Below are 15,350 nucleotides of genomic sequence, written 5' to 3'. Positions count from 1 at the left end.
TTAAGTCCCTAGCGTTAAAGCACGAACTCCGGAAGGAACCTGGAATGTCCGCTCAGAATGTTGTGTCGGAGGAGACCAAGGACAACGTCCACGCGCTTACTGTGGGCGTGCGCTGGTCGGACTTTGACATGTACGGCCACATGATGAATGCCAACTTCATTGAGCTGGCGCAGGAGGCGCGCTTGGCTTTTGCCATGCACCACTTCTACGCACGTGGCATCAATATGGTGGCTTTCGTTCGTCACATCGAAGCGGACTATGTCCGCCCCATCAAGTGGGATGGACGCCATGGAACGGTGACGGTGGAAACCACGGTGGTGCGCCTCGGCACCACGTCTTTCACCACTCGCCAGACGATCAAGGATGCGCAGGGCCAAGTGGCCTGCGTCATTGATTGCGTGCAGGTCACCATTGACCCGGATACTCAGATGCCGCGAGAGGTCTCTGAGCAGGAGCGCAACATTATCCTGGAGCACGCTGTCGTCGAGCTTGAGCAGCAGTAATGGAGCGCGAAACTCTGACATTGCGCAGCGGTGGGGTAGGGCTGCGCGCCCTCCTCTCCCGCGCGACGGGGCTGGATGCATCCGCAGCGGTGCGCCTGCGTCAGTACGACACCAACCAGGCTGAGGTCTTTGTGACCACGCCGTTCGACGTCGTCGTGGCTCGGCGTTGCGAGGGGACCGTGGGCCGCGACGGTGCCGTGGTGTCGGCGCAGGCGCTTCTCGATGCCCTCCACACCGCCCCTGATTCCCTCGGCCACGAGGGAGGCGTGGAACTTGATTTAGGTCCAGCACGTGATCCGTCCTGGCCGGGGGCCTTGCCGCCGGCACAGGGTTTTAAGGAGATCGACTCGCTGCCGGTCGACGTTGTCCGTGAACTCGCGGACAAGGGCCGCCAGCTGGCCCGCCAATTCTCCGGGCCGATGGGACCTCCGAAGAGCCTGTTGAATCAGACGGTGCTCACCGTGAATGATGCGGAGACTCAGGTGGAGATTCCTATGCGGATGATTTTCGCCTGCACGAGCTTGGGGCTCATCCCGGGCTTTGCCGCCTCACTCGAGATCCCCCGCCACCTTCGCGTGGCGGGCAAGGGGCGCTGGGTGCGCCTTGATGCGCCTTATGGCAGCGTTTACCACTCGACGCGGCTGTCCTTGTTCTAAAGGTCTAAAGCAGTGCGTACCCCGCCAGTGCGGCGCCTACGGCGACCGTCCACGGCGGGGCTTTGCATAAGAGTGCTATTCCTGTGCCCACTGCGATGAGCGCCGAGGCCCACCCCGTAACTCCGTGAGTGATGATGGGGCTTACAGGACCGTACATCGCGCAGTGTGCTCATGCTCCGCATACTAACGTCTGACGGGGAGCCGTGCCTGCTGAGCAGGAACAACACATCTAAGGGGTGATCTGCGTTACCCTAAAGGGGTCGAATTCTTTTTCTTCAGCAAAAGGAGATGGCTCGAAGCATGCGTATTGGCGTACCCAAAGAAATCATGAATAACGAAAACCGCGTCGCGCTTACCCCCAGCGCGGCCGGGACGCTGGTGAAGGATGGCCATGAGGTTGTAGTGGAAACAACGGCCGGGGAAGGTGCTTCTTTTCCGGACTCCAGCTATGAAGAGATCGGCGCGACCATCGTTCCCTCCGCAGCGGAGGCCTGGGCTGCGGATATGGTGGTCAAGGTTAAAGAGCCACTCGAGTCAGAATATGGATATCTGCGCGAGGACCTCCTGCTGTTCACCTACCTGCACCTGGCTGCGGACCGCCCGTTGACGGAAGCGCTGATCACATCGGGGACGACGGCCGTAGCCTATGAGACGGTGACCGATTCTCGCGGCACCCTGCCACTGTTGACCCCGATGTCCCAGGTTGCTGGTCGTCTTGCCGTAATCGAGGGCGCGCACCATCTGCTCTCCACCGAAGGTGGGCGCGGTTTGCTGGTTGCTGGCGTACCAGGCACGCGGCCAGCCCGCGTTGTCGTTATCGGTGGTGGCCAAGTGGGGGCGTCGGCAGTGGCAATGGCGCACGGCCTGCGCGGCGAGGTGACGGTGTTGGACCTTGACCCGCACGTGTTGCAGCGCTTCGATGAGCAGTATCAGGGCAGCGTGCGCACGATTGTGTCGGATCCGGCGGCGCTCGAGGCTGAGTTGCTGGAGGCGGACTTGGTTATCGGCGCGGTGTTGGTTCCAGGTGCTGCGGCGCCGAAGTTGGTGCGCGAAGATGTGGTCGAGCGGATGAAGAAGGGGGCTGTGCTTGTCGACGTCGCCATTGACCAAGGCGGCTGCTTTGAAAACTCCCGAAAGACCTCGCACGACGAGCCCACCTTCAAGGTGCACGACACGATCTTCTACTGCGTGGCCAACATGCCGGGCGCGGTAGCGAATACCTCCGCCCGGGCGTTGGGCTCTGCCACGCTGCCCTATATGCGTGCAGTGGCTGCTGATGGCTTTGACGGTGCGGTTGAGCGCTACCCAGGCTTGGGCGATGGACTCATGACTCGTGGGGGAGAGCTGCTGTCCCAGCCGGTAAAGGACGCCTTCGGGCTTTAGGGAGCGCGGTTGATGAGCATCGCCGCCACTCGCTCCATGTGGTCCCAAATCATGGCGCGATAGGCCGGCGGGATGGTCTCCTCGTCGATCTGCGCTAAGGAGTTGCCCATGAGCTCGAGCCAGCGATCATGGGCGGCCATATCGATGGGGTAGGGCACATGGCGCATGCGCAGGCGAGGGTGGCCGCGCTGCTCGGAAAAGAGCTGTGGCCCTCCCCAATACTGCACAAGGAACCAGGTCAGGCGCTGTTCTGATCCCTCCCAGTCCTGCTGTGGGTACATCGGGCCGATGAGATCATCCTCGCGCACCTGGGCGTAGAAACCGCCGACGAGTTTCTCAAAGGTCTCCATTCCGCCGACGGCGTCGTACACGCTCGTTGGTTGCACGCCTAATCTTCCTTTCTCGTCAGGCTGGGTTCTTCCAGATCAAAGATAGCCATCCCCCGCGGGTAGGGCGTGGTAATTCCTTCCGTGTGCATGGCGGTGAGGATTTTCGCCTGCATGGCACGCTGCACATCCCACTGCTTGCCCGGTAGCGTCTTGACGGAAACGCGGTAGGACATGTGGTCCACTTCCAGGCCAGACATGCCGTTGACCGTGGGGGTGGCCAGGATGAAGTCCTTGATGTCGGAGTCGCGGGCGGCTTCTTCTGCTGCGGTGGTGATGACGTCGACTGCTCGGGTGGGGTCGTTGCTCAGCGCGATGGGGACCTGGACGCGGGCTACGGAGTAGCGGTCGGAGTGGTTGGCCACCTGCAGGATTTCGCCATTGCGGACGTACCATAGCGCGCCATCGATGTCGCGGACCGTGGTGATACGCAGGGAAATGGACTCTACATCGCCGAAGACCCCGTTGCCGAGGTCGATGGTGTCACCGATGCCGTACTGGTCCTCCATGAGCATGAAAATGCCGGAGAGGAAGTCCTTGACCAGCGCCTGGGCACCGAAACCAAGGGCGACACCAACCACGCCGGCTGAGGCCACGAGCGGGGCGACGTTGACTCCGAGCTTGTCCAAGATGGCCAGCACTGCCCAGACCCAGACGAATATGGCGACCGCGGAGCGGCCGACGCCGGCGAGAGTCTGGATGCGGGAGGTGCGCCGTGCCTCTTGCGTTTTCTCGAGCGCCTTATCGGTTGTTCGGTGAGCTTTGCGAGGGGAGAGCGGCGAGCTGAGCTTGCCTTTCTTGATGCTGTTGTCTGCCAGTTTGGTGATGAGCCGACGCAGCAGCCAGCTACCGATGATGGCGACTATGAGGATGAGCGCGATGCCGATGGGTTTGTCTATGAGCCAGGACTGCATGTTTTCTGTCTGCCACCAGCGGGTGACCGCGTCGACAGCCCCGTCGCTCTGCTCGGCGGAGGCGCTTAGGTATGCGGTTGATCTGGTCACGTGTGTCCTTTCTGCTATCGCTCACGTCTGACGCCTATCGATAGTAGGGAAGAGAGTTGAATATAAAAAGCTAGTCTTTCTCGCAACTGAACAGCTTGGTCTAGACTTGTGCCTCATGACTGACAACCGCACTCTTGGCTTTTCTTCCCGTTCCATCCATGCCGGTTACCAGCCGGATCCTTACATGGGATCCATCAACGTACCGATTTACGCTTCCACCACGTACCAGCAGGACGGCCTCGCGCAGCTGCGCGGCGGCTACGAGTATGGCCGCGTGGCCAACCCCACCGTTCATTCCCTAGAGAAGACCCTCGCGGCGCTAGAGAATGCCGAGTATGCTCGCTGTTTCGCCACGGGCATGGCGGCCGTCGATACCCTCATCCGTATCATCGTGCGCCCAGGTGACCACGTGATTTTGGGTAACGATGCCTACGGCGGCATGTACCGTCTCCTGCACCATGACTACGGTGAGTGGGGCATCGAGCTGTCCATCGTTAATACCGCCGATACCGCGGCGGTGGAGGCGGCGTTGAAGGAGAACACCAAGCTCATTTGGTTGGAGACCCCGACCAATCCGGCGACGACGATCACGGATATCGCTGCGGTCACTAAGGCAGTCAAGGCGGCTGGCGACGTCCAGATTGTCGTCGACAACACTTTCGCCACTCCCTACCTGCAGAACCCTCTGGAGCTGGGCGCGGATCACGTTCTGCACTCCACCACGAAGTACCTGGGCGGCCACTCGGATGTGCTGGGTGGTGCGGTCGTGACCAACTCCGCTGAGATGGATGAGCGCCTGCTGTACTTCCAGGGCAACGTCGGCGCGGTGTCTTCGCCTTTTGACGCCTACCTCACCGCCCGCGGCATAAAGACCCTGGAGGTTCGCATGGATCGCCACTGCTCCAATGCACAGGCCGTGGCGGAATTCCTGGAGTCCCGCCCGGAGGTCAAGCAGGTTCTCTACCCGGGCCTGCCCTCGCATCCGGGCCACGAGCTGGCGAAGAAGCAGATGCGCGGCTTTGGCGGCATGATGTCCGTGCGCTTCCATAGCGAGGAGCATGCTCGCCAGATCTGTCTCAACACCAAGCTCATCTCATTGGCGGAGTCACTCGGCGGTGTGGAGTCCCTCATCGAGCACCCGCAGAACATGACCCATATCTCCGCGGAAGGCTCCGAACTCGTCCCGCCGGCAGACCTCGTGCGCATCTCCGTGGGCATTGAGTCCATTGATGACCTGCTCGCGGACTTGGAGCAGGCCCTCGACGCCCTGGACTAAAACCACCGAGAGCGCCAAGGCAGTGTGGGCCTCGGCGCTTTCGCTGTGTGAGGTTAGAGGGAAGTGAGCAGGGAACCGGCCGTGCGGTCGGTTTCTTGCAGCATGAGCGGATCGGTGCCCGGCATGGGGGAGATGGTGGTATCCGGCCACTGCGAATAGGTGGGGATGCCGACGATGTGCAGGTGCGGGTCCTCGGTGCCGCCGGGGTTGACCACGCGACGGTTCCATGTCGTCTCCGGCGAGCCGGTGGCCTGCCCATGGTCGACGAACGCGCGAACACGTCCGTTGAGGGATACCGCAAGTGGGTCGCCGGCGCGGCGGACATCGGGGGAGTGCATCCAGGCGTCGATAAGCCAGGTGGAGGAAGCCTCACCGTGCGCGGTGCGCAGTGTGAACTTCTCACCGATCTCCAGCTGGGGGCGCTGGCCCAGGAAGGTGACGAGGCCGGCGTCGACAAGCGCCAGCAGCTGTCGGGTGCGGAAGAGCGGCGGGCCGGAGCCCACCATCTGCCCGAAGGCCATGAACTCCTTGTAGGTGCTGGTCCGGGACTCCCACGTCATCCGGCCCTCCGAGCCGGCGATGGAGGAGGGCTTGCGCGCGGCTGAGATGGCCCACAGCGCGGACTTCAGCGGGGAATCGGCGGCGGCGACGGCCTCCCGGATATCGCGGGCGAGGCCCTCGGCGATGTACTCGGTGATCTCGGCGCCCTCCGCGCTGTCGAAGTCCGCCAGCGGGTTCGCCCAGTGGGCAAGGTCGAGGGGGTCAGTCGATGCGCCCTCCAGCGCCACGCGCAGCTGATCCGCCATGCCTCGGAGATCTGGGGCGGTGAGCTCCGTGGAATCAATCGTGGCGAGGATATCCGCAAGCGGGCGCTGCAGGGCATCTGGGAATACACGAGCCTGGTTCTCGTAGTATTCGGCGTAGGAATCACGCAGAATGTGCGGTAGCAGCTGCGTGCTAAAGTCCAGCTCCGCTTCCGGATCAAGCGCGGCGACCGCGGCGCGGAAGCGGGTCAGCTCAGCCTTTGGTGGCAGCGCGTGATACTCCGACTTCGGGATATAAGGGTAGCCGCGGCCGGAGGAGACGATGAAGTGCGGTTCCTCGCCGTTGGGTTCGTAGCGCAGTCCGGAGCGGGTGGAGGGATCCTCGACGAACTCGCCGCCGCGGTCGATGGTGAGCAGCGCCATGACGTCGAAGAAGCCCATGCCCAGGCCCCGAACTAGGACCTTCTCGCCCGCAGGAACCTCAGACACCGGTTGCTCCACCGGGTTATCTGGGCGCACCCAGTGCAGGCCGGAATCTGCGGCCTCCGCCAGGGCACGCTCGGACTCGGTCAGGGCAGGCACTTGCCAGCCATAAGCCAGGACGGTGGCATCGGCGGTGACGGTGGTGCCGTCGGAAAGCTCGATGGCGTCCTGTTCACCGCGCTCCTCTACGGACAACGCGCGCGCACGGTGCTGGACGACGTCCACGTTCTCCGGCAGCTGGGCCAGTGCAACCTCGAAGACCCACTCCAAGTAGGCGCCGTAGAGCGCGCGGGAAGGGTTGGATTCCGGGCGGGTCTGCGCGAGCTCTGTGGCAAATGAGGCGGCAAGCCCTTCGCGCGGCGGGTGGGAATCATAAAGCTTTAGCTTGGCGGGCGCGATGTCGGGGCGCTCGCCGCGCAGAAGCTGGATCCACTCGTAGAGAATGGGACCCTCCAGCACCGGCGCGGTGGTCGTGGAATCAGGCTCGGTGAATAACGTGACCGCGCCAGCCAGGGTGTTCATGCACAGCGTGCGGGTCTGATCCGTATCCCAAATGCGGCCGGCGCCCAGCGGGGCATCGTCGATGATGTGGAGTCGCAGGGGTGAATGAAGGGGGGTCGCGCGCAGATGGGCCGCAAGGCGCTCGACCAGCGAGATACCGCGCGGGCCGGCCCCGACGATGGCGATGGCGGGCATATAAATCAACCTCAAACTTTTAGACTGTGCTGTCTAGTGGAATAATACCGCTCAGTATGCGTTGTGTTAAATCCAGAGACACAGCACAAACCGACTACCGACTTTCTGAAAGCATTACCGTGAAAACTCTACGCGCACTCGCCGCCACCCTGGCAGCAGCCCTCGCCTTAGCGGGCTGCTCTGCCGCGGATCGGCCGGACGGGGAGGATAACGTCCTCACCTACCTCGAGCCGCAATTCTTCCGCACGCTCTATCCGCCGGCCGCCGGCTTTTACCCCAACGGTGGCGTGGTCAACCAGCTGACCGACCGCCTCCTTTATCAGGATCCCGAGACCCTGGAACTCTCGCCATGGATCGCCACGGAGATGCCCAAGGTCAACGCCGATGCCACGGAATACACGTTTACTATCCGCACCGACGTCACCTACTCCGATGGTTCTCCTTTGACCGCCGAGAACGTCGTGGCCAACTTCGACCTCTTCGGCCGCGGCGATAAATCCCGCACGCTGACCAGCTCCGAGCAGATCGCCAACTATGACCGCGGCGAAGTCGTGGACGAGGACACCGTGAAGTTCTACTTCACTCAGCCCTCCCCGGGTTTCCTCCAAGCCACTTCCGCCTATAACGCCGGCCTGCTCTCTGATTCCACGTTGGCTCTAGACAACGAGGGCTTCGGCCCCGGCAACGCGGTCAACGTTATTGGCTCTGGCCCCTTTGTAGTGGAGTCGGAAGAAATCGGCACCGACCTCAAGCTCAAGACCCGTGAGGACTACGACTGGGCCCCACCAGCGGCCAAGCACCAGGGCCGCGCGGAGATCGACGGCGTCCACTACATCCTCGCCGCCGAGGAATCCGTGCGCACCGGAGCAATCCTTTCCGGCCAGGCCGATATCGCCCGCCAGATCTCAGCCCCGCAGGAGCCGCTGCTGAAAGAACAAGGTGTTGACATCGTCTCACGCGGCACGAACTCCATGAACAACCAGTTCGCCTTCCGCTTCGACCACCCGCTGCTGCACGACAAGCGCGTGCGCGAGGCCATCATCCACGGCGTGGACCGCGAGGAAATCCTCCGCGTGCTCTTCTCCGAGTCCTACCCGCTCGCCACCTCCTCCGTGGCCGAGACCGGCCTGGCGTATAAGGACCAGTCCGCCGCCTATACCTTCGACCCAGAGGAATCCAAGCGCCTTCTCGATGAGGCCGGTTGGGAGCCCGGGCCCGATGGCATCCGCGTCAAGGACGGCCAGCGCCTCGTCCTGCGCACCAACACCGCGTTGCCGCAGCCGCGCTCCAAGGAAGTCATGACCATGGTGCAGGATCAGCTGCGCGCCCTGGGCATTGGTATCCAGGTCAATGCTGGTGACCAGGCCACCCAGAATGCCGATGCCAAGGACATCAACAAGGTGCAGATCTACCACTCGATGGTGGGCCGCGCCGACTACGACGTCATCACCTCGCTCTACGGCATCAACAACCGCGATGCCTTCCTCAACCAGGACGCGGAGGGCAATCCCATCGACGAACACCTGCAGGAGCTTCTCGACGCCGTCCTCGATACCCCCGATAAAGAAGGCCGCACCAAGGCCACGGAAGAGGTCCAGGACTACCTCACCGAGCAGGCCTATGTGCTCCCGCTCTTCGAGGAACCCGTGGTTTATGCCGTGCGGCCGGGCATTTCGGGTTTTAGCCCGGAATCGGTGGCACGCCCGTGGTTCTACGAGGTCAGCATCGACGCCGCGCCGCAGCGCGCAGCATCGAATGAGGAGGAGAAATAAATGACAACTCGCCAGATTTTCAGCCGCATTGGGCAGGCCCTCCTCGTGCTGCTCATTACCTACACCGTGGCCTTCCTGCTTCTGTCGGCGCTGCCGTCGGATGCCGTGCAGTCCCGCTTCGGCGACCCCGCTCTGGGCCTATCCCAGGCGGAGATTGACGCCATCCGGGAGGAAATGGGCGCGGACAAGCCGCTCTTCGTGCAGTACTTCACGTCCCTGGGTGGCTTCCTTACCGGGCACTTTGGTAACTCGACGCAGTCGGGCGCCCCGGTAGCTACGCTGCTTGCCGACGCCCTTCCCCACACCCTCATCCTCGCCGCCAGCGCCATCGGCGTGGCACTCATCGTGGCCGTGCTCGTTGCCTTCCTAGCGACGCTGCCGGGGCTCGGTGCCATCGGTTCCTTCTTCCGAGGCCTGCCTTCCTTCATGGTCTCTCTGCCGGGATTCTGGATTGCCATCCTGCTCATCCAGTTCTTCTCCTTCCAGCTGGGCTGGGTGCGCGTTATCGAACCCGGCAGCGTGGAGGGCCTCATCCTGCCTACCCTGACGCTGTCGGTGCCCATGGCCGCGCCGTTGATTCAGGTGCTGATTCGCTCCATCGACGAGACGCAATCACGGCCCTTCGTTCAAGCGGTACGCGCACGCGGTGCCTCGGAGTCCTGGATTTTCTGGCGCACCATCTTGCGTAACTCGTTGCTGCCTACCTTGACCATGGCGGGCCTGCTCTTCGGTGAACTCGTTGGCGGTGCCGTGGTGACCGAAACCGTCTTCGGCCGCACTGGCTTGGGATACATGGTGGCCCAGGCCGTGGCTAACCGCGATACCCCGGTTCTGTTGGCAGTGGTTCTCATCGCCGCCACTTCCTACATCATCATCAACCTCGTGGTGGACCTGCTCTACCCGGTGCTGGACCCGCGCCTGCGCGCCAGCACCTCGGAACGCAGTTCTGCTCACCGCACAGATTCCGCCGCCACCCCGGCGACTGACTCCTCGGCCACTACTTCGGAAAGGACGGTGCGCTCATGAGCATGACGCACACTAAGCCGCTGCGTTCTACACGGGCGCCGCGCCGCCAGACCTCTAACCCGTGGCTCGCGCCGGGTTCCATCATCGCCATCGTGATCCTCGCGATCGCTTTCTTGGCGGCCCTGTTCCCGAGCTTGTTTACCTCAGCAGACCCTTATGCGGGCACCGATGTGGCCCTCTTGCCGCCAGGGGAGTCCGGGCACATCATGGGAACAGACGCGGTGGGACGCGATCTCTACGCGCGCATCATCTACGGTGCCCGCCAGTCGCTGCTCGGCGCGCTCATCGCCGTGACCGTCGGCCTGGTCGTCGGCACGCTGATCGGCCTTCTCGCCGGCTCTTTGCGCGGAGCGGTGGATACCGTCCTCATGCGCGTAGTCGACGTGTTGCTGTCCATCCCGGGCATCCTGCTGTCGCTGTCCATCATCATCGTGCTGGGCTTTGGTTCCGTACAGGCGGCGGTGGCTGTCGGTGCGACCTCGGTGGCGACCTTCGCGCGCTTGGCCCGCTCCCAGGTAATCTCCGTGGCCAGCTCGGACTACATCGAGGCCGCGTACGGTGCGGGCGCCACCCACGTCACCGTGCTCTTCCGCCATATCCTTCCCAATTCACTCACCCCGGTTATTGCCCTGGCCACCCTTCAATTCGGCACTGCCATTCTGCAGCTGTCGATCCTCGGCTTCCTGGGCTACGGCGCCCCGCCTCCGACCCCGGAGTGGGGGCTTATCATCGCCGAGGGCCGCGACTTCATGGCCACCGCCTGGTGGCTCATTATCCTGCCCGGTATCGCGCTGGTGGCCGTGGTGATGTCCGCCAACCGTCTGTCCCAGAACTTCCCCGTGGAGGCCTAACATGTCTGTTTCAAAGAATGCAGCGCAGCCCCTGCTGCACGTGCGGGACCTCAACGTGTCCTACTCCACCGCCGGGGGCGACGTTCCCGCGGTCCAGGGCGTCAGCCTCGAGGTGCATCCTGGGCAGATGACCGCCATCGTGGGCGAGTCCGGCTCCGGCAAGACCACCTCCGCCATGGCAGCCATCGGTTTGCTGCCCTCGAATGCCACCATCGACGCCGGAACCATCACCTTCGATGGCCGCGATATCACTTCGCTGCGCCGCCGTCAGTGGCGTGAGCTGCGAGGGCGTCGCATCGGGCTGATCCCGCAGGACCCCAATAACTCCCTCAACCCGGTCCAGACCATCGGCGCCTCGGTGGAGGAGGGGCTGCGCATCCACAAGGTCGGCAGCGCTGCAGAGCGCAAGGCTAAGGCGTTGGAGCTGTTGGAGCGAGTCGGCATCGATGATCCTGCGCGCCGCTATCACCAGTACCCGCATGAGCTGTCCGGCGGCATGAAGCAGCGCGTACTCATTGCCGCTGCGGTGGCCTTGGAGCCGGACCTCATCATCGCCGACGAGCCCACCTCTGCTCTCGATGTCACCGTGCAGAAGATCATCCTCGACCTCCTCGATGACATGCGCGCAGAGCTCGGCATGGGCATCCTTTTTATTACCCACGACCTAGCCGTGGCCGGTGATCGCGCTGACCGCGTCGTGGTCATGGAGTCCGGCCGGCTGCGCGAGGAAGGCCTAGCCGCCACAGTGCTGACCAACCCGCGCCACGACTACACCAAACGCCTGCTTGCCGACGCCCCCTCCCTCACCGTCGCCGACGCCGGCACGTCAACTGCCCGCGCCGTCGCACCCCAGGGCAACCTAAGCACTCAGCGTGCTTCATCTGAATCTACCGGCGCGCCGACTACTCGCGCTGCCGGCGAACCTTTGGTGCGCGTCGAAGGCCTGACCCAGCGCTTCGGTGATTTCACCGCGGTCGATGACATCTCCTTCACCGTGGCCAAGGGCTCGACCCGCGCCATCGTGGGCGAGTCCGGCTCCGGCAAGACCACCACCGGGCGCAGCATCGCCATGTTCAATACCCCGACTGCGGGCAGCATCACCGTCGGCGGGCGCGACATCGTGGGCCTGCGCGGCAAGGCCTTGCGCGAAGAGCGAAACAACATCCAGCTGGTCTACCAGAACCCCTATGGCTCGCTGGACCCCAAGCAGACGATTGGCCAGACGGTGGCGGAGCCGCTGCGGAATTTGAAGGGGGCGTCGGCAAGCAGCGCGAAAGCCAAGGCCAAAGAGTTCCTCGAGCTGGTCGCCCTTAACCCGGATTATTATGACCGGCGCCCGCGCGAGCTCTCCGGCGGTCAGCGCCAGCGCGTGGCCATCGCCCGGGCGATGATTGTGGAGCCGGAGCTGGTCATCCTCGACGAGGCCGTTTCCGCCCTCGACGTCACCGTGCAGGCCCAAATCCTGCGGCTGCTTGCCCGGCTGCAGGAGGAGCTTGGCCTGACCTACATTTTCATCTCGCACGACCTGGCGGTGGTCAACCAGATCTCCGATACCGTGTCCGTGCTCTCGAAGGGCCAGCAGGTGGAATGCGGGCCCACGGCCGAGGTCTTTAGCAACCCGCAATCACCGTTTACCCGGAAGCTCATCGAGGCCATCCCCGGCTCGCGCTACCGCGCCGGTGACCTCAACCTCGGCCTGTAGCCTGGGGCCAATCAAGAAAGGATTAGTTCATGGCAGACATCATTAACCTACTGGCGGATGCAAGCGAGGACGTCGCCCAGCTGCGCGAGCGCCGGCCTGAAGCTAAGGAGAATGCGCAGGCCTCCTTCGCCGCGCTCCTTGAGCCTAAAGAGCCCGGCACGTTCAGCTATGCGGAGCGTTACGCCATCGCGACGTTTGTTGCTGGCATTTACCAGGCTCCGCAGGCGGTGGAGTTCTATTCCGACCTGCTGGCGGAGGAATCCGAGGAGCTCGCCGCAGAAGTAGCCCGCGCGGTGGAGCGCGGCATCACCACCGGCCCATACTCTGGTGGCGGCTTCACGCTTTTCGACGGCTCGCCACGCCTCGCCGCCGCCCTCGACTTCGCCCACCTGCTGGCCTTCCACCCCAAGGACGCCTCCCCGGCCGCGATCGGTCACCTGCAGGCGGCCGGCTGGTCCAACGATGACATCGTGACGTTGGGACAGCTCGTCAGCTTCCTGTCCTTTCAGCTGCGGGTGGCCCACGGATTGTCTGTGCTGGCCGGTACCGCCCAGCCCACGCCTGTGACTGAGGCGCCGCGTCCTACCCAGACCCCGGAGTGGGTGCCGGGGGAGGGGACGCTGGTGCCGGACGTCGTCAAGCCGCAGGGCTTTGTGGCGCACTCGCTGGGCTGGAAGCCGTGGGTGCCGCCGCAGCCGAAGGAGGAGTTCACGGATGCGCAGCGTGACGCGCTGATTAAACCCGAGCGCATCGACATGGAGTACTTCCGCCTGCTAGCCCGTGACCCGGCTGCGCTCAAGGCGCGCACGCTCACGGACCTGGACATCTTCTACAACACCGACGGCGGCCTGGGCCGAGCTGAGCGTGAGCTGGCCGCCACGGTGGTCTCACGCCTCAACGGCTGTGAGTACTGCGCGTCGGTGCACCAGCAGCGCGCTAAGGAGGAGGGCGGCGACGCCGCGGCGATTGACCGCCTGCTCGACGAGGGCGTTTCTGCTGACCTGGGCTCGGCGCAGTGGTCCGCCATCCGTGATGCCGCTCTCGCCCTGACTGAGTCGCCCTTCGCGTTCGATTCCTCCCACGTGGATGGTCTCCGCGAGGCGGGTTTCGATACGCTGGCAATCATCGACGTCATCAATTCCTCCGCGTTCTTCAACTGGGCAAATCGCCTGATGTTGACGCTGGGGGAGCCGGATGTGCCGAAGCGCTTCCGCTAACTGAAGGAGGAACAATCATGGTGAAGACTGCCGTTGTGACCGGGGCAACCGGTGGAATGGGCAGGGAGATCATCAAGGACCTTGCGCGAGACCACCGCGTGTATGCACTAGGCCGGCGCGCCGGGGAGCTGCCGGAGGCGGAGAACATCGTGCCGGTGGGCATCGACCTGCTGTCGCTACTTGATGGTGCGGCGCTTCCCACCGAGCTTTCTGAACTGGAGCGCGTGGACGTGCTCGTGCATGCGGCGGCACGGGCGGATAAGCGCTCAGTGGAAAGCGCTAGCCCGGAAGATTGGCGTGCGCAGATGGACCTCAACGTGCACGTTCCAGCAGAGCTGACCCGCCTTCTGCTGCCTGCGCTGCGTGCGGCGGAGGGCCTCGCGGTGTTCATCAACTCCGGTGCCGGCATCCACTCCTATGGTGACAACGTCATTTACGCCGCCACGAAGCACGCACTCTACGCGCTTGCCGACGGCCTCCGCCTCGGCGAACTCGGCATCCGCGTGTCCACCGTCGCGCCGGGTCCGACGGATACCCCGATGCTGCAGGGCTTGCAGGATTACAATCCGGAGCATGTCATCGCCCCGGTCGAGGTGGCGAAGGCTATTCGCACCACCGTTGATGCTGGGCCGACGACGCAGCTCACTGAGATCCGTGTGCGCCCGCGCATTGAGTTGAACCAGCGTAAGTAGGTGGCGCGTTTTCTCTCAAGATGCGAAAAACCCAGCACACGGTACAGTTATGAGGCGTGTCCACCTCTCAACGTCGCCGCCCCGCCTATTTGGTGATCGCGGATTCGCTTAGGAGCAAGATTGAATCCGGCGAATTAAAGCCGGGTGACCGTTTTCCCACCGAGCGGGAATTGGTTCAGGAATACAAGGTGGCGCGCATGACGGTGCGCCACGCGCTGGACATCGTCCAGATTGAGGGCCTCATTGATCGCAAGCGTGGGCGCACCGGTGGCACCTTCGTGCGTGCCACCCCGCCGACGCTGAGCCTGACGAGTGGCCGCAGTGCCCTCGATCAATTGCGTGAACATGGCCTCGATGTTGAGGTGCGGGTGCTGTCGCTGATGTTCATTGATGCTCCCGGGCACCTTGCTTCCGCCTTTGGGATTGAGGAGGGGGATTCCCTGTGGGAGTGCCGTACGGTGCAGGTGTCGGCGGGCTCGCCCATCATGGCCTCCACGCTCTTTATCCCGCAAGTCTTGGCACCAGGACTTACGGAAGAGGATGTGCAGAAGCCACTGACCGAGCTGTTGACGGAGCTTGACCTGACACCCGTTTTTAAGCGCGATTCCCTCGTGCCTGCCACCGCGCGCACGGAGGAACAAAAGGCCCTGGGCGTGGGGCGCAACCAGCCGGTCCTACGCATTACGAGAACCATCAAGGCAGAGGGCGGCGTCGTAGCCGCTCAGCTGGAAGAGACCCTGCGCCCTGATGCGGCCACGGTGGAGGTCGTCATTGGCGAGGATCCCACGCCGACCCTCGACTAGACACCAGCGAGGGCAGCGCCATAAGTTTTCCCCGCCGGGAATACGAACGTGTACTCCAGGAAACCCGCCAACCACCATCGGGCTGGTGGGTCTCGTTCTTTAACGAGCTAAAGGGCCCGCTGCTCCCGCTGTATCT

14 protein-coding genes are annotated in these 15,350 nt (G+C 63.5%); 11 read left to right on the top strand and 3 right to left on the bottom strand.

All coding sequences use genetic code 11. The features are described from left to right. The first annotated feature begins 44 nt into the window (after positions 1 to 44). The 3 genes from HMPREF2996_RS00105 (at position 45) to ald (ending at position 2,542) form a co-directional block, all read left to right on the top strand. A complete protein-coding gene (locus HMPREF2996_RS00105; protein ID WP_070644647.1) occupies positions 45 to 503 on the top strand; it encodes an acyl-CoA thioesterase in 459 nt (152 codons plus the stop codon). Then, positions 503 to 1,159 (top strand): DUF8185 domain-containing protein, encoded by a 657-nt coding sequence (locus tag HMPREF2996_RS00100; protein ID WP_070644648.1) that lies wholly within the window; start codon positions 503 to 505, stop codon positions 1,157 to 1,159. Before HMPREF2996_RS00105 ends, HMPREF2996_RS00100 begins: the two co-directional genes overlap by 1 nt. A gap of 300 nt (positions 1,160 to 1,459) precedes the next feature. Then, complete coding sequence (gene ald / locus HMPREF2996_RS00095; protein WP_070729507.1) at positions 1,460 to 2,542, top strand: alanine dehydrogenase; 1,083 nt, start codon at positions 1,460 to 1,462, stop codon at positions 2,540 to 2,542. On the opposite strand, the gene HMPREF2996_RS00090 is transcribed toward ald, so the two are convergent. Both HMPREF2996_RS00090 and HMPREF2996_RS00085 read right to left on the bottom strand, forming a co-directional pair. Continuing rightward, entirely contained in the window at positions 2,539 to 2,928 is a 390-nt protein-coding gene (locus HMPREF2996_RS00090) for a globin (protein ID WP_070729506.1), read from the bottom strand. The two genes, ald and HMPREF2996_RS00090, sit on opposite strands and share 4 nt — an antisense overlap. A 2-nt stretch (positions 2,929 to 2,930) precedes the next feature. After that, positions 2,931 to 3,932 (bottom strand): mechanosensitive ion channel family protein, encoded by a 1,002-nt coding sequence (locus tag HMPREF2996_RS00085; protein WP_070644650.1) that lies wholly within the window; start codon positions 3,930 to 3,932, stop codon positions 2,931 to 2,933. Positions 3,933 to 4,047: 115 nt separating this feature from the next. Here HMPREF2996_RS00085 and HMPREF2996_RS00080 point away from each other — a divergent pair, with 115 nt between their 5' ends. Further along, positions 4,048 to 5,208 (top strand): cystathionine gamma-synthase, encoded by a 1,161-nt coding sequence (locus tag HMPREF2996_RS00080; RefSeq protein ID WP_070443606.1) that lies wholly within the window; start codon positions 4,048 to 4,050, stop codon positions 5,206 to 5,208. 53 nt (positions 5,209 to 5,261) lie between these two features. Here the strand turns inward: HMPREF2996_RS00080 and HMPREF2996_RS00075 are convergent, their stop codons facing one another. Next, positions 5,262 to 7,151: an FAD/NAD(P)-binding protein gene (locus HMPREF2996_RS00075; RefSeq protein WP_070729505.1), complete on the bottom strand. Its 1,890-nt coding sequence runs from the start codon at positions 7,149 to 7,151 to the stop codon at positions 5,262 to 5,264. 56 nt (positions 7,152 to 7,207) lie between these two features. On the opposite strand from HMPREF2996_RS00075, the gene HMPREF2996_RS00070 reads away from it, so the two are divergent. From HMPREF2996_RS00070 to HMPREF2996_RS00040, 7 genes are read left to right on the top strand one after another with little or no spacing between them, the layout of a single operon-like run. After that, entirely contained in the window at positions 7,208 to 8,923 is a 1,716-nt protein-coding gene (locus tag HMPREF2996_RS00070; protein WP_246822951.1) for a TIGR04028 family ABC transporter substrate-binding protein, read from the top strand. After that, entirely contained in the window at positions 8,924 to 9,949 is a 1,026-nt protein-coding gene (locus HMPREF2996_RS00065; protein WP_070729499.1) for an ABC transporter permease, read from the top strand. Next, entirely contained in the window at positions 9,946 to 10,800 is an 855-nt protein-coding gene (locus HMPREF2996_RS00060; protein ID WP_070729497.1) for an ABC transporter permease, read from the top strand. The genes HMPREF2996_RS00065 and HMPREF2996_RS00060 overlap by 4 nt, the downstream gene beginning before the upstream one ends. Position 10,801: 1 nt before the next feature. Next, positions 10,802 to 12,502 (top strand): dipeptide ABC transporter ATP-binding protein, encoded by a 1,701-nt coding sequence (locus tag HMPREF2996_RS00055; RefSeq protein ID WP_070729495.1) that lies wholly within the window; start codon positions 10,802 to 10,804, stop codon positions 12,500 to 12,502. A gap of 29 nt (positions 12,503 to 12,531) precedes the next feature. After that, entirely contained in the window at positions 12,532 to 13,719 is a 1,188-nt protein-coding gene (locus tag HMPREF2996_RS00050) for an alkylhydroperoxidase domain protein (RefSeq protein ID WP_070729492.1), read from the top strand. Between the two features lie 17 nt (positions 13,720 to 13,736). Continuing rightward, positions 13,737 to 14,411, top strand: coding sequence for an SDR family oxidoreductase (locus tag HMPREF2996_RS00045; RefSeq protein WP_070644659.1), 675 nt, complete (start codon positions 13,737 to 13,739; stop codon positions 14,409 to 14,411). A 56-nt stretch (positions 14,412 to 14,467) separates the two neighbouring features. Next, positions 14,468 to 15,214 carry a GntR family transcriptional regulator gene (locus HMPREF2996_RS00040; protein WP_070443630.1) on the top strand — a complete coding sequence of 249 codons (747 nt, stop codon included), beginning with the start codon at positions 14,468 to 14,470 and terminating at the stop codon, positions 15,212 to 15,214. Positions 15,215 to 15,350 lie beyond the last annotated feature (136 nt).

Origin of the sequence: Corynebacterium sp. HMSC066C02 (genome assembly GCF_001814945.1) — a bacterium.
Taxonomy (GTDB): Bacteria; Actinomycetota; Actinomycetes; order Mycobacteriales; family Mycobacteriaceae; genus Corynebacterium; species Corynebacterium aurimucosum.
Note: the sequence above shows the minus strand (reverse complement) of the source record. Positions and strands in the feature narration are given on the sequence as shown.